This window comes from Rothia sp. L_38, assembly GCF_050689125.1.
Lineage (GTDB): Bacteria > Actinomycetota > Actinomycetes > Actinomycetales > Micrococcaceae > Rothia.
Genome location: NZ_JBOEQD010000008.1, coordinates 1 through 21,469, shown reverse-complemented (window position 1 = coordinate 21,469; position 21,469 = coordinate 1). Strand labels below are relative to the sequence as shown.

Genomic DNA, 21,469 nt, shown 5'->3' with positions numbered 1-21,469 from the left:
CGCGCGAGCACGCAAGAGCGAACGGAATCCGCCGTTAGGCGGGGCGTGAGGGTCAGGCTTGCGCCTATTCCGCCCGCAGATTTATTTCCTCGCGCGCTCGGAATCTGCTGGGCTCCATCCAGCGCGAGCCTGCGGAACCGCTTATGAATAAGCTTTATCGATAAAACGCTAGTGGTCAGAGTCCACTTCGGTGGTGGTGACCAGTTCAGCGGTGCGGGAGATACCGTTAATCTCGTTGGGTACCTCGGGCAGGTCGATGCTGGCAAATACCTCGGCGGTGCCGTCCGCAATCTTCGCCAGAGAAACAACGTGCAGCTTCTTGGTGGCGGGGTCGGTGACGTAGGCGGTTTCACCGTCTACCCAGATGGCGGGGCGGGGGTCCTGCCAAACCTCGGACTCGGTCCAGGAATCCATGATGTCAACGGAGCCCAGCTCGGTGCCGTCCTCAGCCCAGAAGCGCAACTTACCGTCGGTTGTCAGCAGCAGGTGGGAGCCTTCGGGGCCGCGGGCCAGTGAACGGAAGGTGTAGGAGACGCCTTCGGGTAGGGCAATCTTAGCGCGTTCCTTGGTGATGGTGTTGATCAGGGCGAACTGTTCGGGGCGTTCGAGCTCGGCGTCCTGGTCGGTTTTGTAGTCGGCAAGCACGATAGCTGAATCAGCTGAGCCGGCCTGGTTGCCGGAACGGGAGTAGGGGTCTTCGGGGTTGGTGACCTTGGTGAAAGTGCCGTTTGCGTAGATGAGGGCGCCGTCCTGGCAGCCGACGGTGAAGGTGTCGTTAGCGGCGATCGCTTCGCCGTGGATGCCGGGGCAGTCGAGGTTTTCGGTGACAACCGAGCCGTCTGCGTTGATGACGGCTGCGCCGGTGCGGGCGTCCTCGGTGCCTACCGAAACCAGGTACTGGTTGTTCTCGAGGGGGATGGCCAGGCCGTGGTGGGCATCGGGCAGGGTAATGGTTTCAGTGCTGACGCTGGTGGCGGTGTACTGGTCAGCACCTGTCAGGTCGGCGGGGGAGTAGACCTCGATGGTGCCGGTGTTGTCGGCGAACATGGCTGAGCGGCCGTAGTCGGTGATGACGTGGCCGGTGCCGTCCGCTGCGAAGGACAGGGAGGTGAGGGTGGGGGTGGTGGTGTAGTAGTGGTCGTGGTCGCCGTGGGCCTGGGTCCAGGCGCCCATGTCGAGCATGGTGTAGGAGGAGCCGTCTGCTACCACCAGGTGACGGTTGTCGCCAGCGGGCTGCAAGCGTAGGAAGCCTTCTTTTTCGATGGTTTCGATGACTTCGAAGGTTTTGCCGTCCACTATCATGATTCCGCCGTCGTAGGTGAGGGCGATACGGGCTGAGGGGGTGGAGGCTTCGGTGATGGCTGCGCGTTCTGCGGTTGCGGTGGCGCTGGCCTGGTCGCTGCTTGAGGTGGCGGAGGGGGCGGACGCTGCCCCGCAGCCTGCAAGGGCAAGGGCGAGGGTGGCGCTGATGAGGGTGAAAAGAGGACGAGAGGTGTTGTGCATGCCCACCAGTCTAAACTAAATGAGAATCATTTGCATAACGTGAGTGTCAAAAAGGCCCGCACCGGGAAAACGGTGCGGGCCTTTGTGTAACTCTGATGGGCTAGAGCAGGTTGTCCTGGCCCAGTTCTTTCAGGGTGTTGACGGTGTTTTTCACGCTCTGGGCGTCGTCGCGCACGGTGACAAGCAGGGCATCTGCGGTGTCAACGATAACAACATCTTCGATACCGATGACCGAAATCTTACGGCCGGTGTTGTTGACGACGATACCGGTGGATTCTTCGCTGATGACGCTGGACTTGTCGCCCAGTACGAAGAGGTCGTCACCGCTCTTTTCGATGTTGAGGCGGGCTACGGCGTCAAAGTCGCCTACGTCGTCCCAGCTGAAACGACCGGGAACCATGGCTACGTCACCGGCTGCTGCGGCAGGCTCAGCTACTGCATAGTCGATGGCGGTCTTGGGTAGGGTGTCCCAGAGGCGGTTCATGCAGGCTTCACGTGCGGGGGTGTCCCAGGCGCGGGCGATTTCCATGATGCCGGCGTAGAGTTCCGGCTCGTTGGCTTCGAGGTGCTGCAGCATGAGGGCTGCAGGGGCCACGAACATGCCGGCGTTCCAGGTGTAGTCGCCGCTGGCTACGTACTCGGTTGCGGTGGGCTCGTTGGGCTTTTCGACGAACTGTTCAACGGCAAGGACGCTGGGGGCGTCTTCCAGCCCCAGGTTCTGGGTGGCCTTGATGTAGCCGAAGGCGGTGGAAGGTTCGGTGGGCTCGATGCCGATGGTGACGATCTTGCCGGAGGCCGCGGCGTGTACGGCCTCGCGTACTACGGCCTGGAATTCTTCGACCGGGCTGATGATGTGGTCAGCGGCGAAGGAGCCAATGATGGCCTCGGGGTCACGCTCGTGCAGAATAGCGCAGGCAAGGCCAATGGCTGCTGCGGAGTCGCGAGGTGAGGGTTCGAGTACCAGATCGGACCCGCGCAGCTCTGAGAGCTGCTGGGTGACGGCATTGGCGTGGGCCTGGCCGGTGACGACAAGGACGCCATCAGCCGCGAGGTCAACCAAGCGATCGTAGGTAGCACGGAGGAGGGAAGAACCTGTCCCGGTCAGGTCAAGCAGAAATTTAGGTTCTACGGCGCGAGAGAGGGGCCATAGGCGGGACCCTACGCCGCCGGCCGGAATGAGGGGGTAGAACCGTTCAAGTGGTGTTCTCATTGTTTCTACAGTGTACCCAGAATTGAAGTCATAATGATGAAATCTTTTCCTTAAACTGTACGGCGCCGGTCACTTTTGACGGAAAACCTCACGGCGGCTTCCGCATAATAACGCCGATAGCTGGCTTAAGGGCATTGAAACCTTGCCTATTTCCCGGAAATACGGGGGTAAGAGATGGTGACACGGTGTAAGTAAGCGGCCCTAAAACCTGCTAATCTTGCTGTTGAGTAGAACACACAATACGTATGTTGCGTGGGCGCACAGATGGGCTCAACCTATCGGTGTGTCGTCTCGCATCACACAGGAGGTTATTCAGTGCCGAATACATCCAAGGGCACGCTGTACCGCGGCCGTGAAGGTATGTGGTCGTGGGTTGCCCACCGCATTACCGGTATCGCCATTTTCTTCTTCTTGCTGGTTCACGTGCTTGATACCGCCGTCGTCCGCGTCTCTCCCGAGGCCTACAACGCCGTCATGCACATCTACAAGAACCCCATCATGGGTCTGGGCGAAGCTGTTCTGGTAGCAGCTATTGTCTACCACGCCTTTAACGGTATCCGCATTATCCTGGTGGACTTCTGGAAGAACGGCGCCAAGAACCAGAAGGCTATGCTCTGGGGCGTCCTGGTGCTCTGGGCCGTCGTCATGGTTCCCTTCCTCGTCCGTCACTTCATGCTCGTCTTTGGGGGTCACTAAGACATGGCAACTCCTCTGAAAACCAAGATTTCGGTTCCCCGTAGCCGCGACAACACCGTATCGGGTGTCAAGTACAACCGCGCCTCGTCCAAGCGCAACAACTTCGAGATGTTCGCCTGGCTTTACATGCGTGTCTCCGGTGTTCTGCTGGTCATTCTGATTTTCGGTCACCTCTTCGTCAACCTCATGATGGGCGAAGGCGTACACCGCATCGACTTCGGTTTTGTTGGCGGTAAGCTGGCTAACCCCTTCTGGCAGGTCTGGGATCTTCTGCTCCTGTGGCTGGCTATGCTGCACGGTGCTAACGGCATTCGCGTCATCATCGACGATTACGCAGAAAAGGACGGCGTGCGCTTCGCCCTGAAGGTAGCCCTCTTCCTTGCCACCGCTTTCGTGATTCTTCTGGGCACCCTGGTCATCTTCACCTTTGACCCCTGCCCCGCCGGTGCAGCCGCAGACCTTCTGCCGTCCTTCTGCACCGCCCCGTAAGCTATTGGCGCTCTAGATTTTAGAAAGAAGCATTCACACAATGCAGGTACATAAGTACGACGTCGTTATCATCGGCGCAGGCGGCGCAGGTATGCGAGCCGCTATCGAAGCTGGCCAGCGCGTCCGCACCGCTGTGCTCACCAAGCTCTACCCCACCCGCTCCCACACCGGTGCCGCCCAGGGCGGCATGTGTGCGGCTCTGGCTAACGTTGAAGAGGACAACTGGGAGTGGCATACCTTTGACACCATCAAGGGTGGTGACTACCTGGTAGACCAGGACTCAGCTGAGGTTATGGCGAAAGAAGCCATCGATGCCGTTCTCGATCTTGAGAAGATGGGTCTTCCCTTTAACCGCACTCCCGAGGGCCGTATTGACCAGCGCCGTTTCGGTGGCCACACCCGCGACCACGGTAAGGCTCCTGTGCGCCGCGCCTGCTACGCAGCAGACCGCACCGGTCACATGATTCTGCAGACCCTCTACCAGAACTGCGTCAAGCACAACGTAGAGTTCTACAACGAGTACTACGTGCTCGACCTGGTTATGGTTGAGGACGAGGACGGCGTCCGCCGCCCCGCAGGTGTTGTCTCCTACGATCTGGCTACCGGTGACGTCCACGTCTTCCAGGCCAAGAGCGTTATCTTCGCCTCCGGCGGCTGTGGCAAGATCTTCAAGACCACCTCTAACGCCCACACCCTGACCGGTGACGGCATGGCAATTGCCCTACGCAACGGTATTCCGCTGGAAGACATGGAGTTCGTGCAGTTCCACCCCACCGGCCTTGCAGGCCTGGGCATCCTGGTTTCTGAGGCTGCCCGCGGTGAAGGCGGTATTCTGCGTAACTCCGACGGTGAACGCTTCATGGAGCGCTATGCTCCCACCATTAAGGACCTTGCTCCCCGCGACATCGTGGCCCGTTCTATGGCGAACGAGGTTCGTGAAGGCCGAGGCTGTGGCCCCAACAAGGACTACGTCCTTCTGGACCTCACCCACCTCGAGCCCTCCCACATCGACGAGAAGCTCCCCGACATCACCGAGTTCGCTCGCACCTACCTGGGCGTTGAACCCTACACCGAGCCCGTCCCGGTTTTCCCCACCGCCCACTACGCCATGGGTGGTATCCCCACCAACATCAAGGCAGAGGTACACTCCAACTCCGAGGACATCATCCCCGGCCTCTACGCTGCCGGTGAGGTTGCCTGCGTATCGGTCCACGGCTCCAACCGCCTGGGCACCAACTCCCTGCTCGACATCAACGTCTTCGGTAAGCGTGCCGGTATCTACGCGGCAGAATACGCAGCCTCAGCTGACTTCCTGCCCGTCCCCGACGACGCAGCAGACGCCACCCTGGAACTGCTCAACCAGATCCGCAACGGCGAAGGCACCGAAAAGGTAGGCCAGCTGCGCAAGGAACTGCAGGACGTCATGGACGCCGACATGCAGGTCTTCCGCACCGAGGCAACCATCCACAACGCCGTCAACAAGATTGTTGAGCTCGAAGAGCGTTACAAGAACATCCAGATTCAGGACAAGGGCAAGCGCTTCAACCTCGACCTGCTGGAAGCGGTCGAACTGGGCTTCCTGCTGGAACTGGCCAAGGTCATGTCTGTGGCTGCCCTGCACCGCAAGGAGTCCCGCGGCGGCCACTTCCGCGAAGACTACCCCGACCGCGACGACGCCAACTTCATGAAGCACTCAATGGTCTACCTCGATGAGAACGCCGAGATGGAAGGCATCAAGGGCCTGCGCTTCGACACCAAGCCCGTGACCTTCACCCGCTACGAACCGATGGAGCGTAAGTACTAAAATGGCTGATTTTGAAGCACGTGAACCCGAATCCAAGGTTGAGCTGAAGTCTGAGTCAGGCGAAGCGGGCGCTATTCCCACCTTCGACGTGACTGTGCAGGTTCGCCGCTACAACCCTGAAGAGTCAGCAGAAGCCCACTGGGACGAATTCAAGCTGACTATGTATGGCACCGACCGTGTGCTCGATGCCCTGCACAAGATTAAGTGGGAGATTGACGGCTCGCTGTCCTTCCGCCGCTCCTGTGCCCACGGTATCTGTGGCTCCGACGCCATGCGCATCAACGGCCGTAACCGCCTGGCCTGCAAGACCCTGCTCAAGGATCTTGACCTGTCCAAGCCCATCACCGTTGAGCCCATCAAGGGTCTGCCCTGCGAGAAGGACCTCATCGTAGACATGGAACCCTTCTTCCAGGCCTACCGTGAGATTATGCCCTTCCTGGTCAACGACACCCACGAGCCGGAGCGCGAGCGCTACCAGTCCCAGGAGGACCGCGCCCGCTTTGACGACACCACCAAGTGCATCCTCTGCGCCGCGTGTACCTCGTCCTGCCCCGTCTTTTGGACCGACGGCCAGTACTTCGGCCCCGCAGCTATCGTCAACGCCCACCGCTTCATCTTCGACTCTCGCGATGACGCCGGTGACATGCGTCTTGAGATTCTCAACGATAAGGAAGGCGTCTGGCGCTGCCGCACCACCTTCAACTGCACCGAGGCTTGCCCCCGCGGTATTGAAATTACCAAAGCGATTGCCGAGGTCAAGCAGGCTATCCTGGCCCGCTCCCTCTAAAGGTCGGTAGAAAGTCGCGCTCCACATCCCCTGTGGAGCGCGACTTTTTGTATGAGGGGCTACTCTATATACATGTCGTCCTATTCTTTTGCTGCAAGCTCCTTGGATCTGAGCTCACCCTTGTTTGCCCAGCGTCTGCGTACCCTGGTGCCGGAACTGATTGCTTTTCGCCGCGAGGTGCATCAGAACCCTGAGCTGTCGTACCTTGAGAACAAGACGACCGAGCGTATTTTCCGTACCCTCACCGAGGCTGGGCTGGCGCCCAAGCATTTGAAGGGTACCGGCTGCTATGTGGACGTGGGGTCTGGCCCGATGGCCGCTGCCCTGCGCGCCGATATCGATGCCCTGCCGATCCAGGAGGAAACCGACCTGCCCTACGCCTCGCAGGTCGATGGTGTCATGCACGCCTGCGGTCACGATATTCACCAGACCGTCATGCTGGGGGTGGCTATTGCCCTGCACCGCCTTCACCAGGAGCATCCCCTGGGCGGCACCGTGCGCATTATTTTCCAGCCCGCTGAGGAGCAGCTGCCCGGCGGGGCCGTGGACGTCATTGCCCAGGGCATCCTCGAGGGCGTGCCCCGCGCCTTCGCCCTGCACTGTGAACCCAAGGTTGACGTGGGTAAAATCGGTACCCGCATCGGTGCAATCACTAGTGCCTCCGACACCATCAAAATCACTCTTAAGGGCCGCGGCGGCCACACCTCCCGCCCGCACCTGACCGAGGACGTCATTTACGCCCTCTCCCAAATCGCGATTAACGTACCTGCTGTGCTCTCGCGCAAGACGGACGTCCGCTCTGGCGTGCTGGTTGCCTGGGGACAGATTGAGGCGGGGGTAGCTCCCAACGCTATTCCGTCCACCGCTTTCTTAGCGGGTACCATGCGCTGCCTGGATGCGGACGTCTGGAAGCAGGCTGGTGCCATGCTCGATGAGGTGGTCGATCAGATTGCTGCCCCCTACAACGTAGAGGTTGAGCTTGAGCACTACCGGGGGGTGCCGCCGTCCGTCAATACCGAAGATGAGGTAGCCATGATTGAAGCGGCCTCCCGCGCGGAACTGGGGGAGGACTCCGTGGTGCTGGTGGAGCAGTCCATGGGTGGGGAAGACTTCGCCTGGATGCTTCAGGAGGTTCCCGGCGCCCTGATTCGTCTGGGCACCCGCGTGCCCGGTGGGGTGACCTACGATCTGCACCGGGGGGACTACGCGCCGGACGAACGCGCGATTGAGTACGGAGTGCAGGTTATGGCCGCGACCGCGCTGCGGGCTATCCGCTCGGAGCTGTCTCGCAGCTAACCTCCGGGAAGTTACCGGCTGGTAACTTTTTTCAGAAAATTTTTTGAGAGGGCAGGACGCCCGCCCCGCTCCCGGGGGTGGCCTCCTGCCCTCTGTGATTAGCTCAAATACATATTCTGTGTGATTAAACAGCAGGAGCCTGTTGCGCGGTTCACGCTTTTTGAAGTAAATAGGGGGTGAATGGGAAGCTGAATCACACTAAGATGTGTTGTGTTACGCAAATTTTCTCTGAAAGCACCACTCACACACAGTTGGCGTAGACTATGCGCCGCCCGCTTTCAGGGCCGTACGAAAAGGACCTTCATGGCTTTCTCACGTAAGCACGTTGCTTCCACCGGTTCCATTCTGGGCATCTCAGCCCTGCTTCTGTCAGCTTGCGGCGCTGCCCCCGAAGAATCATCGTCAGCTTCCGGCGAAGCAGCCGACTACAAGGGTTGCATCGTTTCTGACTTCGGTGGCTTCCAGGATAAGTCCTTCAACCAGAACTCCTACAAGGGCCTGCAGGATGCCGTATCTGAGCTTGGCATCGACATGGCAGAAGCACAGTCTTCATCAGATACCGACTACGCTCCTAACGTCAACGGTATGATCCAGCAGGGCTGCAACATTACTGTTACTGTTGGCTTCGCTCTGTCTGATACCACCAAGGAAGTCGCAGAGGCAAACCCTGAATCACACTTTGCAATCGTTGACGATAACGCCATCGACCTGCCCAATGTTCGTCCCATCATCTTCGATACCGCCCAGGCTGCCTTCCAGGCAGGCTACCTAGCAGCTGCTCAGACCAAGACCGGTAAGGTAGCAACCTACGGTGGCGCCCAGTACCCCACCGTCACCATCTTCATGGATGGCTTTGCTCAGGGCGTTGCCTACTATAACGAGCAGAAGGACGCCAACGTTGAACTCCTGGGCTGGAATGTAGAGAGCCAGTCAGGTACCTTCACCGGTGACTTCGAAGACGCCGCTAAGGGCAAGACCAACACCCAGACCTTCTTGGATCAGGGCGCTGACATCATCCTGCCCGTTGCAGGCCCCGTAGGTTCCGGTACCCTCGAAGCTGTCAAGGAGTACAACGCCACTAACCCTGAAAACCCCGCATCGGTTGTTTGGGTTGACTCAGACGGCGTTGAAACCAACCCCAACTTCTCAGACATTATCCTGACCTCCATCATGAAGAAGATGGACGCAGCTGTTACCGAAACCATCAAGTCTGACTTCGAAGGTAACTTCACCGCTGAACCCTACGTCGGCACCCTGGAGAATGACGGTGTTGGCCTGGCACCCTTCCACAACTTTGACTCAGCAGTCTCAGACGAAACCAAGGCTGAACTCGATAAGATCAAGGAAGACATCATCGCCGGCACCATCACCATCGAATCAGAGGCTTCACCCAAGTAGTCTCTCCCGGCGCTGAAAGCCTCCTTTCAGTCACCTAACAGCGGCTCACCCCCTTGCACTCGAGGGGAGTGAGCCGTTTGTCTGGTAAAAGCCTCTGGCCCATAGCCCTGAGCCGTGAACAGTCTTTAGGGTAAGGGGCTAACCCGCTAAACTAGGCAGAAGCACTCCTTCACTCTGCAGCCCCCGGGGCCGCAGTGTGCGTCCGGTTCTCAGACAGAAAGCCACCCCATGAAACTCGAATTGCGCAAGGTCACCAAACGTTTCGGTGACTTTACCGCGAACGACAGCATCGACCTTGTGGTCCGCCCCGGCACAGTACACTGCCTGCTGGGTGAAAACGGCGCGGGTAAGTCCACCCTCATGAACGTTATCTTCGGTCTCTACCAGCCCACCGAAGGTCAGCTCTTCATTGATGATCAGCCGGTCGATTTTTCGGGCCCATCGGATGCTATGGCGGCAGGTATAGGCATGGTGCACCAGCACTTCATGCTGGTTCCGGTATTCACCGTTGCCGAGAACGTGGCCCTGGGCTCAGAATCAGTCAAGGGCGGAACCCTCGACCTTGAGACCACCCGCCGTAAGATTCGCGAAATCTCAGACCGCTACGGCTTTGCGGTCGATCCCGACGCCATCGTCGAAAACCTACCCGTTGGCGTGCAGCAGCGTGTTGAAATTATTAAAGCCCTGGTGCGCGACGCAGAAGTGCTCATTCTGGACGAGCCCACCGCTGTGCTCACCCCCGCTGAAACCGACCAGCTACTGGGCATCATGGACCAGCTCCGCAAAGACGGGAAGTCCCTGCTCTTCATCTCCCACAAGCTTCGCGAAGTTCGTGAAATTTCTGATGACATCACCGTCATCCGCCGCGGCAAGGTAGTTGGCCACGCTGACCCCTCCATGTCGACCACTGAACTGGCCTCTCTCATGGTGGGTAAGGCCGTTCAGCTAACCGTCGAAAAGTCCCAGGCTCAGACCAACCAACAGACCTTTGCTGTTGAAAACCTCACCCTAGTAGCCGATAACGGCGTGCCCCTGCTCAAGGACGTCAGCTTTACCGTGCACGGCGGCGAGATTCTCGCCGTTGCCGGTGTGCAGGGCAACGGCCAGACCGAGCTGGCCGAATCTATCATCGGCCTGCACCCCAAGGCCACCGGGTCAATGAAACTCAACGGAACAGAGCTCCTAGGGAAAACCACTAAGCAGGTGCTACGCTCCGGGGTCGGTTTCGTGCCCGAAGACCGTAGCAAGGACGGCCTGGTCGGCTCCTTCTCTATCTCAGAGAACCTGATCCTCGACCTCTTCGACACCAAAGACTTCTCATCGGCAGGCACCCTCAACCGTGCCAAGATCTCTGAAAACGCCGACCGGGCAGGTGCTGAGTTCGACATCCGCATGGGCTCCAAGGAGCACACCGCCTCGACCCTTTCCGGCGGTAACCAGCAGAAAATCGTTGTTGCCCGCGAGCTCTCCCGCCCCCTAGAGCTCTTCGTCGCATCCCAGCCCACCCGCGGCGTCGACGTTGGTTCTATCGAATTCATCCACAAGCGCATCGTCGAAGAACGCGATAAGGGCGTGCCCGTCATCATCGTCTCTACCGAACTCGACGAAGTTTACGGTCTAGCAGACCGCATCGCCGTCTTCTTCCATGGGGAGCTCATGGGAATCGTCCCGCCCAGCACCCCGCGCTCCGTTCTTGGCCAGATGATGGCAGGAGCCACCTATGAAGAAGCCCTCGCAGCTTCCGCAGAACACGAAGAAGAAGCCCCCAGCGCCTCCCACGCCAAGCACATGGCCCCCACCCCCGAGACCCCCTGGGCAGAAGGAGAAGAGAATGAGCGAGCATAAGCCCGCAGCCCCGCAGGTAGACCCTGCCCTCGCTGCCGACACGGCAGTTAAAACCCCGCCCCAGGACGTCCCCTCCCAGCTAGTAGCCACCGAAAAGCCCTCCACCTTCGCTCGTATCGCAGGCGGTAATATTGGGCTCTCCATCGGTGCAGCTCTAGCCGCCTTTATCGTGGGTGGCATTCTCATCGCTTTCACCGACCCGGCAACCCAAAAAGCGGCAGGCTACTTCTTTGCTCGACCCATGGATGCCATCAGCGCCGGGTGGTCTGCAGCCACCGACGCCTACATGGCCCTGCTCCAGGGGTCTATCTACAACCCCAACGGCAAAACCTTTGCCCAGCAGGTTCGACCCATTACCGAAACTCTGACCATGGCGACCCCCCTCATTTTCGCGGGTCTAGCTATCGCGATCTCCTTCCGAGCTGGTCTCTTCAACATCGGTGCCCAGGGCCAGATTATCCTCGGTGCTATCGTCTCCGGCTGGGTAGCCCTCAACGCTGGGCTTCCCCTGCCCCTTATGATTCCCCTTGTCCTCATCGGCGGTCTGATCGGTGGTGCTATCTGGGGCGGTATTATCGGCGTTCTCAAGGCTAAGACAGGCGCCCACGAAGTCATCCTGTCCATCATGATGAACTACATCGCCGCTAACCTCCTGACCTACCTGCTTAAAACCCCCGTGCTGCAGCGCGAAGGGAGTGCAAACCCCATCTCAGATCAGGTCGGCGCTAACGCGATTTTCCCTCTGATTCTTGGCCCCTCCTTCCGCCTGCACCTGGGCTTTATCGTTGCTGTTCTAGCAGTTATCTTTGTGAGCTGGCTTCTGAACCGCTCTACTATCGGCTTCCGCCTCCGAGCGGTCGGCGCAAACCCTAACGCTGCACGCACCGCAGGTATCTCTGTCGCCTCCGGGTACATCATCGTGATGGCTCTCTCCGGCGCCCTCGCAGGCCTCGCCGGTACCGCCCAGGTGTCGGGTACCGAAAAGGTTCTCAGCACCGGTGTTGCAGGCTCACTTGGCTTTGACGCTATCACCGTAGCCCTGCTCGGACGCTCCACCCCCTGGGGCACCTTCTTCGCGGCCCTCCTCTTCGGTGCCTTCCGTGCAGGTGGTGTCTCCATGCAGATCTCAACCGGAACCGACATCGACATCGTTCTGGTTCTTCAGGCTCTGATCGTTCTCTTCATCGCGGCACCCCCGCTGGTTCGATCCCTGTTCCGCCTGCCTGACCCCACCGGCAAGCCCAAGAAAAAGAAGTCAGCTAAGAAGAAGGCCGTGGAGGCATAACCATGAGCGTCATCGCAACTCCTGAAACCACTGCCAGCACTTCAGATGAAAAGCTGGTCGTCAAAAACTGGAAGAACCCCATCATCTACGGGGTACTTGCAGTACTCGGAACCCTGCTCATTGCCCTGCGCGCCCCCATGAGCACCATCAGCCTGGGCATCTCGGACGGCGTCAGCTGGTTCTCCGCCGAACCCCTCCAAATCAACCCCCAGGTCTACGGCTGGGTAGCCTCCATCGCCATGCTTGCTGTAGCAGGCTATGCTCTGGTCACCACCAACGCCGGCAAAACTATCGGCCGCTGGGTAGCGCCCCTCTTCTGGATTGCCTTTGCCAGCGGCCTGGTGGTTTGGGCTATCGGGTCCACCGAACGAGCCTCACTCTCCCTGGTTTCCCTGCTCACTGGCGCAGTGGCCCTCTCTATCCCCATGATCTTTGGTTCCATGGGTGGTCTGCTCTGTGAGCGTTCCGGTATCGTCAACATCGCCATCGAAGGCCAGCTTCTGCTGGGCGCCTTCTCCGCTGTCCTGGTGGGTTCTATCACCAAGAACGCCTGGGCAGGCCTTCTTGCAGCCATGATCGGCGGCATGCTGGTCTCAGCCCTGCTGGCCCTCTTCTCCATCAAGTACCTGGTCGACCAGGTTATCGTGGGTGTGGTGGTCAACGTCCTGGTCTCAGGCCTCACCGGCTTCCTCTTCGCACGTGTTCTTGAGCCCAACGCGTCCACCCTCAACTCCGCTCCCAAGCTGCCGGCCTTCGCCATCCCCGGCCTCTCCGAGATCCCTGTTCTGGGCCCCGTCCTCTTCAACCAGAACGTACTGGTTTACCTCATGTACATCGTGGTAGCCGTCATCTGGTTCGCCCTCAACAAGACCCGCTGGGGCCTACGCACCCGCGCCGTCGGCGAACACCCCAAGGCCGCCGACACCCTGGGCGTCAACGTCAACCGCCTGCGCGCCACCAACGTGCTGCTGGCCGGTGCCGTAGCCGGTATGGGCGGCGCCTTCTTCACCCTGGTCTCCGTATCCTCCTTCAACTCCGACATGACCGCAGGCCAAGGCTACATCGCCCTCGCCGCCCTCATCTTCGGCCGCTGGACCCCCATCGGAGCCCTCTCCGCCGCCCTCCTCTTCGGCTTCTCCCTCAACCTGCAGTTCGTTCTCTCCATCCTGGGCACCAGCGTGCCCACCGAACTGCTTGCCATGCTGCCCTACCTGGTCACCATCTTCGCGGTAGCCGGTCTGGTCGGGCGCTCCCGCGGCCCCGCCGCAGTGGGCAAGCCATACATCAAGGAGTAGGTCCGGACGGACGCAGGGAAGTAAGTAGCGCCATTCGGGTATGCCGCCGCCGCGCAACCATTCTTTCTCCTCGCGCGGGGCGCTCGTCGAAATTCATCGCCAGGCCCGATCCACGCGCTGGCAGGCGGCATACCCTACCGGCGCTTGAGCTCCATCTCACCTGAGCCATGTGGCCGTTATCTTCATGTAGGGTAGCGGCCACTGCTGTCTTAACGTTCTTAAATTTCGGCTGCTGGGGCGTCCACCTCCACCCCGTCCTTGCACAACATATACGAGGAAAGATACCAATGACTCCACACACCATTGACTGGGACCAGCTCACCGCTGCCGCCACCGCAGCCCTGGCGAACTCCTACTCGCCTTATTCCAACTTCGCGGTGGGGGCCGCAGCCCTGACCACCGACGGGCGCCTGATTACCGGCGCTAACATCGAAAACGCCTCCTACGGAATTACCCTCTGCGCCGAATGCTCCCTGATTTCCGAGCTCTTCCGCACCGGCGGCGGCAAGCTTGCCGCATTTGCCTGCGTCGATAAGGACGGCAACGCGCTTATGCCCTGTGGCCGCTGCCGTCAACTGCTCTACGAACACAGCACCCCCGGAATGCTCCTGCGCTCCACCAGCGGAGTGCTCACCATTGAGCAGATGCTACCCGACGCCTTCGGCCCCGACCGCCTAGCTGCCCACTAGCGTCCTCATCTTTCCCGTTCACTGACCGCTTTGCAACGGCCACGCCCCGGCGCGAACTGGCATACTGGAAGATAAGACCAAAGAACACAAGAATACAAGAACACAGGGCAGGGGAGCGAAGCTGCACCCTGCCGGGAAGGTGAGCGCTTGAGCACCGAAGCTTTCGACGCCGTAGACATTATCCGCACCAAACGCGACCACGGAACCCTCACCAACGAGCAGGTCGACTGGGTCATCGACGCCTACACCCGCGGCGTCGTAGCCGATGAACAGATGAGCGCCCTGGCCATGGCTATCTTCCTCAACGGCATGAATCACGACGAAATTGCCCGCTGGACTGACGCCATGATTCGCTCCGGCGAACGCATGGACTTCTCCTCCATCATCGGCCCCGGCAAAAAACTCGCTACCGCAGACAAGCACTCCACCGGTGGCGTGGGCGATAAAATCACCCTGCCCCTGGCCCCGCTGGTTGCCGTCTACAACGTGGCTGTACCCCAGCTTTCCGGCCGCGGCCTGGGGCATACCGGCGGTACCCTCGATAAGCTCGAAGCTATCCCCGGCTGGCAGGCCAACATCTCCAACGAAAAGACCCTCGATATTCTCGGCACCGTGGGTGCTGTTATTTCGGCGGCGGGCACCGGCCTCGCCCCCGCAGATAAGAAGCTTTATGCTCTGCGCGACACCACCTCCACTGTCGAGGCTATTCCGCTCATTGCCTCTTCCATCATGAGCAAGAAAATTGCCGAGGGCACCGATTCCCTGGTGCTGGATGTCAAGGTCGGTTCCGGTGCCTTTATGAAGGACGCTGTCCGCGCCCGAGAGCTGGCAGAGGTCATGGTTGAGCTGGGTCAGGGGGCCGGTGTTAAAACTAGTGCCCTGCTGACCAACATGGATACTCCGCTGGGTCTGGCCGTTGGCAACGCCAATGAAGTAGCTGAATCCGTTGAAGTGCTCGCCGGTGGTGGGCCCGCTGATATCGTCGAACTGACCGTCGAGTTGGCCCGCGTCATGCTCAAAAACTCCGGTATCGACGCCGATCCGGCCGAAGCCCTTGCGGACGGTCGCGCTATGGATAAGTGGCGCGAGATGATTTCCGCCCAGGGCGGTGACCCCGATGCAGCCCTGCCCGAGGCCCGCGAGACCCACACCGTCTACGCTGATGCCAGCGGTACCCTGACTCGCCTGGACGCTCTGGCGGTGGGCGTGGCGTCCTGGCGTTTGGGCGCAGGACGAGCCCGAAAAGAAGACGATGTACAGCTGGCTGCGGGCATTAACCTGCATGCCAAGCCCGGCGATACCGTCACCGCAGGTCAGCCCCTCATGACCCTGATGACCGACACCCCTGAACGCTTTGAACGAGCCCTGGAATCCCTCAAGGACGCCTGGACTATCGGAGGCGATTACACCCCCACCGACCTGATTCTGGATAGAATCAACGCTTAAAACCTCCCCTCGACCCTGCAAGAAAAGAGAAGAACCGTGGGCCTATTTAGCCGCAAAAAAACTCAGGCACCTGCCCCTGTGGAGAGCTCCGCTCAGCGGGACGTCCTGGCAACCAGCCTTGATGCCGAGCAGACCGCTGCCACTCAGACTGCTGAAATAGCCGCTCCTGCCAGTGGCCAGTTTGCCCCCACCGGGTTGGGCGCAGGCGAGGGTCTCAAGGCCGTTGTCAAGCTCATGCGCGCCAAGGCAGAGGGCCAGGTGACCCTGAACCTGACCCAGAACGCCAACGACATGAAGTACACCCTCTACCAGCGTGGCCAGGAAGTCGAATCTGGTCTGGTCACACCCGGTAGCGAGTGGTTCCAGGCCGTAGCTGACCTCTACGTTGAGGAAGAAAAGAGCGAGCGCGGTGCCTGGAACCGGGCCCTGGTTGTGGTGAACCCCGCCATCGGTAGCGAGGCGGCCGTGCACGCTTCGTTCATGAACACTGCCACCAGCAAGACCCACAACCTCAACTATGCCCTGGATATGGGCGCTGCCCAGGCTCAGCATGCTGGCGAGGCTGAGCAGGGGAAGGACGCCGCCCCCGCCTCAGCTGTCGCACCGGCAGGTACGACTCAGGGTGAGACCGCTGCCCAGGCTGAGGACCGCATGAGCCGTATCTCGGCTCGTCTGGCTCAGGAGAAAGTCGCACAGGAGCAAGCTGGTCAGGCCGAAGCAGCGAAGGCAGAAAGTTCTGCTGATGAAGTCTCAGATACCGCTGAGGAAGTGACTGTAGAGCCTGCGAAGGAAGAAACCGTGGAAGAGACCTCTGCGGCAGCAGCAAGCACTGCTGAGGCAGTTGCTACTGAAGAAGTTGCAGCCGAGGAGAGCCCTGCCGATGTAGCTCCTGCAGCAGATTCCACTAGCCAGCAGGGCGCTGTGTCCGCCGCAGCTGCCTCAAACTACCCGGCTACTGCCCGCGTCCGCTCAGAAGCTGACGCTGAAGCTCCCGCTGAAACCTCAGCCGAGGCTGCGACCGATAGCTCCGCCGAGGCAGTTACCGGGCAGGAAGAGCAGGAGCCCCACCAGCTCCCTGCCCACCTGGATGACAGCGAATTCGAGACCGAAGACCAGCCCCAGGCGTCCGTTGCCCCGGCCCAGGCCAGCAGCCTGCCCGCGTCCGCACCGACCCTGGATGCCCCCATGACCAGCACCAGCGTGGACATCGCCCCCTCCTACGCCGAGCACAGCCAACCCAAGCCTTCTGCCACCAAGAAAGCCAGCGGCAATCTGGTGCTCACCGAGGCCGAGGTCGTCTCCCGCTTTGCCCCGGCCTACGAAGCCCTCTTTGGTGCTACTGGCACCGCCCGCGATGTCTCCACCGTGCTGATTCGCGTTCGAACCCTGGGCTCCTACTACGACGCCCTGACCCATGTGCGCCGCAACGGCTTCTGGGAACAGGTACGCACCTTCGACCTGATCCCCGAAGAAACCCTAGCGATTCTGCAGCTCAAGGCCGATTCCTACAAGGAAGGCCACGGCTCGCCCCTGGCCATCAACATCCGCTTCACCCCCGGCACCCCCGTCGAAGCCACCTTCGACTACGCCGATGAAGAGGCCTTTGTGCGCTACCCTGAGCACCTGCCTGCCCAGCAGTACGTAGAAGAGCTGCGCATGTTCCCCCGCACAGGTGAGAACATCCCGGCCCACATGAATGAGGCTCTGGCCTCCTGGACCTTCTAGGCCAGCACCCACATTCTCTATCTCCCCGCCCCGAAAGAGCCCCGGCCTTTTCGGGGCGGGCCATTACCGAAAGAGCTTTCCCCGTATGACCGCTCCCGCGCCCACCCTGACCTGGCTCCAAAAGCTGCCCAAAGTCTGCCTGCACGACCACCTCGACGGTGGCCTGCTGCCCGAGACCCTCATCGAGCTAGCCGATCGGGTAGGGCACACCCTGCCCACAACCGACCCGCAGGAACTGGGGGAGTGGTTCAAACAGGCAGCGGACTCCCGCTCCCTGGCCCGCTACCTCGAAACCTTTGAGCACACGGTGGCCGTCATGCAGACCGAAGAAAACCTGCGACGAGTCGCCCGCGAGCATGTGCTGACCCTGGCTGCCGACGGCGTCATCTACGGTGAGGTGCGATGGGCTCCCGAGCTGCACCAGCGCGGCGGGCTCACCATGGCCCAGGCTGTTGAAGCGGTAGCCGACGGGCTCATGGACGGCATGGAACAGGTGGCTCAGGCAGGCGGACGCATACTGGTCAACCAGATTCTGTGCGCCATGCGCCACCAGAACAAGTCCCTAGAGGTCGTCAAAACCGCCCTAGCCTACCGGGCCCTGGGCGTGGTGGGCTTCGACCTGGCCGGGCCTGAGGACGGCCATCCTACCTCATCCCATGCAGAAGCCCTGAACCTTGCCGCCGAGCATTTCCTGCCCGTCACCCTGCACGCCGGTGAAGCCTTCGGCCTGGCCTCTATCCGCGAGGCCCTGGTCACCGGTCGTGCCCTGCGTCTGGGCCACGGCGTCCGTATCACAGAAGACATTACCGCCCGCACCCTGGCAGAGATTGACCCCGACGGCTCCCTCATGCCCGGGGCAGACCCCAGCCAGACCGTCCTGCAACTGGGCGAGGTCGCCGAAGCCGTCAAAAACCGCCGTATCGTGCTTGAAACCTGCCCCTGCTCCAATCTGCAGACCGACGCCGCCGAAAAAGCCAGCAACGTGGGGCAGAAGAAGGCCTTCGAACCGGCCCTCAGCCACGAGGAGCACCCGGCGGCCCTGCTCCTGCAGGCCGGGTTCGCGGTCACCATCAACCCCGATAACCGCCTGATGAGCGCCACCAGCATGACCCGGGAATTCGCCGAACTCGCCACCCACCAGGGCTTTGGCCTGCCCGAATTCTTTGAAGTCACCTACAACGCCATCAACGGGGCCTTCTGCTCCTTCGACGAAAAACAGGCCCTGCTCACCAGCATCCAGAGCGCCTACGGGCAGCTGGCCCTCGAAGAGCCCGGCCAGGCAGGTGCCGACCAGGAAGAGCAGTGCGGCGCATGACCCGGTCCAGACAAGAGCACCCCGCACCCGTACCAGAACCCGGTGACCTCGGGGGCAGCTTCGAGCACCTGATGGGGCTCATGCAGACCCTCCGCAGCCCCGATGGCTGCGCCTGGACGTCCGCCCAAACCCACGCGTCCATCATGCACTACCTCATCGAAGAAACCTACGAGGTCGCCGAAGCCGTTGAAGCCCCCGGCGGAGTCAACCTGCCCCTGCTGCGCGAAGAACTCGGGGATGTGCTGCTCAACGTCATCTTCCACGCCACCATGGCCGCCGAAACCCCCGCCGCGCAGGGCGGCTTCACCATGCAGGACGTCATCAACGAGCTCGCCGCCAAACTGGTGCGCCGCAACCCCCACGTCTTCGCGGCCACCGGCCAGGGCAGCGAAAAGCTCAGCGCCGCCGACATCTACGACACCTGGGACCAGCTCAAAAAAGCCGAAAAACCCGAACGCACCGGCCCCTTCGACGGGCTCCCGCCGGCCCTGCCCGCGCTCGCCCTCGCCGCCAAGGTCGCGGAGAGAGCCGAGACTGCCGGGGCTGACCTTACAGGCGCGGACGCGGGTGGGCAGCTCCCAGCCTTCGCCAACGAGCAGGAGCTGGGCGCCTACCTCTACGAGCTGGCAGCCTCAGCCCGCACCGCCGGGCTCGATGCGGAACGGGCCCTGCGGACCTATGTGCAAGGGCTAATACGCGACTGACACGGTGGGGTGGCGGTGCTCTGGCAGCCCGCTGGCTCGGGGCTGGCGTGAATCATGACGAGCCGCCAGGCGAGGAATGAGAGGGCCGGCGGGCAGAAGAGCACCGCCACCCCACCAGCACCGCCATAAGGTAGTTGTGACCCGTTGGTCAGAATCCCACAAAACCTCAGAAGTGCTGAAGAAAACCGTTGGAAATGTTGAATTCCTGTGTGCTTATGTGGGTTTTTTGGTAGACTGGGGGCATAAACGCGCACGGGCTAAAATGCCCGATCAGCAACCGGCTGTAGCGCTATATAGCCATTTTCATTTCTTATCCTTCAAGGAGCATTTTCATGGCTTTGATTACCGCAGTTCACGCTCGTCAGATTCTTGACTCACGCGGCAACCCCACCGTTGAGGTAGAGGTCCTGCTCGAAGACGGCGCTTTTGGCCGTGCAGCAGTTCCCTCAGGCGCATCCACCGGTGAGTGGGAGGCCGTAGAGCGCCGCGACGGCGACAAGGCTGTTTACCTGGGCAAGGGCGTCCTCGGCGCTGTCTCTGCAGTGATTGAAGAAATCGCTGAAGAGGTTATCGGCATCGACGCCACCGACCAGCGCGCTGTTGATGCAGCCATGATCGCCCTGGACGGCACCAACAACAAGGGCAAGCTCGGCGCAAACGCTATCCTCGGCGTTTCCATGGCCGTAGCTAAGGCAGCAGCTGAGTCTTCAGACCTGCCCCTCTACAAGTACCTGGGCGGCCCCAACGCTCACGTCCTGCCCGTTCCCATGATGAACATCCTCAACGGTGGCTCACACGCTGACTCCAACGTTGACATCCAGGAATTCATGATCGCCCCCATCGGCTTCGACACCTTCTCCGCTGCCCTGCAGGCTGGTGTTGAGGTGTACCACGCTCTCAAGGGTGTTCTGCACGACCGTGGTCTGTCCACCGGTCTGGGCGACGAGGGTGGCTTCGCTCCCAACCTCGACTCCAACGCTGCAGCTCTTGACCTGATCATCGAGGCCATCGAGAAGGCCGGCTACAAGCCCGGTGAAGAAATCGCCCTGGCTCTGGACGTTGCTTCTTCCGAGTTCTACAACGACGGTGCCTACGACTTCGAAGGCCAGAAGAAGTCCGCAGCTGAAATGTCTGCCTACTACGCTGACCTGGTTGCTAAGTACCCCCTCGTTTCCATCGAGGACCCCCTGGACGAGAACGACTGGGACGGTTACAAGACCCTCACCGCCGAAATTGGCGACAAGGTTCAGATTGTTGGCGACGACCTCTTCGTGACCAACCCCGAGCGTCTGGCTCAGGGCATCGAGGGTGGCGCTGCTAACGCCCTGCTCGTGAAGGTAAACCAGATTGGTTCACTGACCGAGACCTTCGACGCTATGAGCATGGCTCAGCGCAACGAGTACCGCTGCATGGTTTCCCACCGTTCCGGTGAGACCGAGGACGTCACCATCGCTGACCTGGCTGTTGCTACCAACGCCGGCCAGATCAAGACCGGTGCTCCCGCCCGTTCCGAGCGCGTTGCTAAGTACAACCAGCTGCTGCGCATCGAGGAAGAGCTCGGCGATCAGGCTGTTTACGCAGGCAAGGGTGCTTTCCCCCGCTTCGCAAAGTAGTCTGCCCACTCTCTAAGGTAAGAGAGTAAGGACGCCCGTGCCCCGGCCAGGTTGCCCCTGGCCGGGGCTTTGCGTATTTAAGAGGCTTATTCATAAGGGGTTTCGCAGGCTCACACTGGATGGAGCCCAGCAGATTCTGAGCGCGCGAGGAAATAAATCTGCGGGCGGAATAGGCGGTAAGCCTGACCCTCACGCCCCGTCTAGCGGCGGATTCCGTTCGCTCTTGCATGCTGTCGCACCCGCTCACTTCATCCGAGCCAGCAGCTTCGCTGTGAGCCTGCTCCACCTGCCCTAATGAATAAGCTTCTAAGAAGCTGATAGCTTTGATCGTATTTGCTCTACTACCTGGTGGTATCACCTAAAGATAAG

At 60.6% G+C, this 21,469-nt stretch carries 17 protein-coding genes; 15 read left to right on the top strand and 2 right to left on the bottom strand.

The window, feature by feature from the left end:
* Positions 1–168: 168 nt before the first annotated feature.
* Both ACRCJM_RS07320 and ACRCJM_RS07315 read right to left on the bottom strand, forming a co-directional pair.
* Positions 169–1,503, bottom strand: coding sequence for a hypothetical protein (locus tag ACRCJM_RS07320; RefSeq protein WP_431464397.1), 1,335 nt, complete (start codon positions 1,501–1,503; stop codon positions 169–171).
* 100 nt (positions 1,504–1,603) lie between these two features.
* Entirely contained in the window at positions 1,604–2,713 is a 1,110-nt protein-coding gene (locus ACRCJM_RS07315) for a mannose-1-phosphate guanylyltransferase (RefSeq protein WP_431464396.1), read from the bottom strand.
* Between the two features lie 315 nt (positions 2,714–3,028).
* Between ACRCJM_RS07315 and sdhC the strand changes: the two genes are divergently transcribed.
* The 15 genes from sdhC to eno all read left to right on the top strand — a co-directional run bounded on the left by sdhC (position 3,029) and on the right by eno (position 21,100).
* Positions 3,029–3,409, top strand: coding sequence for a succinate dehydrogenase, cytochrome b556 subunit (gene sdhC, locus ACRCJM_RS07310; protein ID WP_237196975.1), 381 nt, complete (start codon positions 3,029–3,031; stop codon positions 3,407–3,409).
* Between the two features lie 3 nt (positions 3,410–3,412).
* Positions 3,413–3,898, top strand: coding sequence for a succinate dehydrogenase hydrophobic membrane anchor subunit (locus ACRCJM_RS07305; protein WP_237196973.1), 486 nt, complete (start codon positions 3,413–3,415; stop codon positions 3,896–3,898).
* 40 nt (positions 3,899–3,938) lie between these two features.
* Positions 3,939–5,702, top strand: coding sequence for a succinate dehydrogenase flavoprotein subunit (gene sdhA / locus ACRCJM_RS07300; protein ID WP_135011169.1), 1,764 nt, complete (start codon positions 3,939–3,941; stop codon positions 5,700–5,702).
* Position 5,703: 1 nt separating this feature from the next.
* The gene (locus ACRCJM_RS07295; protein ID WP_135011168.1) at positions 5,704–6,489 is read left to right on the top strand and encodes a succinate dehydrogenase iron-sulfur subunit; all 786 of its coding nucleotides are present in this window, start codon (positions 5,704–5,706) and stop codon (positions 6,487–6,489) included.
* Between the two features lie 72 nt (positions 6,490–6,561).
* A complete protein-coding gene (locus ACRCJM_RS07290; protein ID WP_237187240.1) occupies positions 6,562–7,785 on the top strand; it encodes an amidohydrolase in 1,224 nt (407 codons plus the stop codon).
* A 303-nt stretch (positions 7,786–8,088) separates the two neighbouring features.
* Positions 8,089–9,183 (top strand): BMP family lipoprotein, encoded by a 1,095-nt coding sequence (locus tag ACRCJM_RS07285; RefSeq protein ID WP_431464395.1) that lies wholly within the window; start codon positions 8,089–8,091, stop codon positions 9,181–9,183.
* A gap of 228 nt (positions 9,184–9,411) precedes the next feature.
* Positions 9,412–11,028 (top strand): ABC transporter ATP-binding protein, encoded by a 1,617-nt coding sequence (locus ACRCJM_RS07280; RefSeq protein WP_431464394.1) that lies wholly within the window; start codon positions 9,412–9,414, stop codon positions 11,026–11,028.
* The gene (locus ACRCJM_RS07275; RefSeq protein WP_431464393.1) at positions 11,015–12,313 is read left to right on the top strand and encodes an ABC transporter permease; all 1,299 of its coding nucleotides are present in this window, start codon (positions 11,015–11,017) and stop codon (positions 12,311–12,313) included. Before ACRCJM_RS07280 ends, ACRCJM_RS07275 begins: the two co-directional genes overlap by 14 nt.
* 2 nt (positions 12,314–12,315) lie before the next feature.
* Positions 12,316–13,608 (top strand): ABC transporter permease, encoded by a 1,293-nt coding sequence (locus ACRCJM_RS07270; protein ID WP_431464392.1) that lies wholly within the window; start codon positions 12,316–12,318, stop codon positions 13,606–13,608.
* Positions 13,609–13,895: 287 nt separating this feature from the next.
* Positions 13,896–14,297 carry a cytidine deaminase gene (locus tag ACRCJM_RS07265; protein WP_431464391.1) on the top strand — a complete coding sequence of 134 codons (402 nt, stop codon included), beginning with the start codon at positions 13,896–13,898 and terminating at the stop codon, positions 14,295–14,297.
* 147 nt (positions 14,298–14,444) lie between these two features.
* A complete protein-coding gene (locus ACRCJM_RS07260) occupies positions 14,445–15,743 on the top strand; it encodes a thymidine phosphorylase (RefSeq protein WP_431464390.1) in 1,299 nt (432 codons plus the stop codon).
* A gap of 36 nt (positions 15,744–15,779) precedes the next feature.
* Positions 15,780–17,468: a hypothetical protein gene (locus ACRCJM_RS07255; RefSeq protein ID WP_431464389.1), complete on the top strand. Its 1,689-nt coding sequence runs from the start codon at positions 15,780–15,782 to the stop codon at positions 17,466–17,468.
* A gap of 85 nt (positions 17,469–17,553) precedes the next feature.
* Positions 17,554–18,783: an adenosine deaminase gene (locus tag ACRCJM_RS07250; protein WP_431464388.1), complete on the top strand. Its 1,230-nt coding sequence runs from the start codon at positions 17,554–17,556 to the stop codon at positions 18,781–18,783.
* Positions 18,780–19,487, top strand: coding sequence for a MazG nucleotide pyrophosphohydrolase domain-containing protein (locus ACRCJM_RS07245; RefSeq protein ID WP_431464387.1), 708 nt, complete (start codon positions 18,780–18,782; stop codon positions 19,485–19,487). Before ACRCJM_RS07250 ends, ACRCJM_RS07245 begins: the two co-directional genes overlap by 4 nt.
* Before the next feature lie 332 nt (positions 19,488–19,819).
* Complete coding sequence (gene eno, locus ACRCJM_RS07240; protein WP_283489677.1) at positions 19,820–21,100, top strand: phosphopyruvate hydratase; 1,281 nt, start codon at positions 19,820–19,822, stop codon at positions 21,098–21,100.
* Positions 21,101–21,469 lie beyond the last annotated feature (369 nt).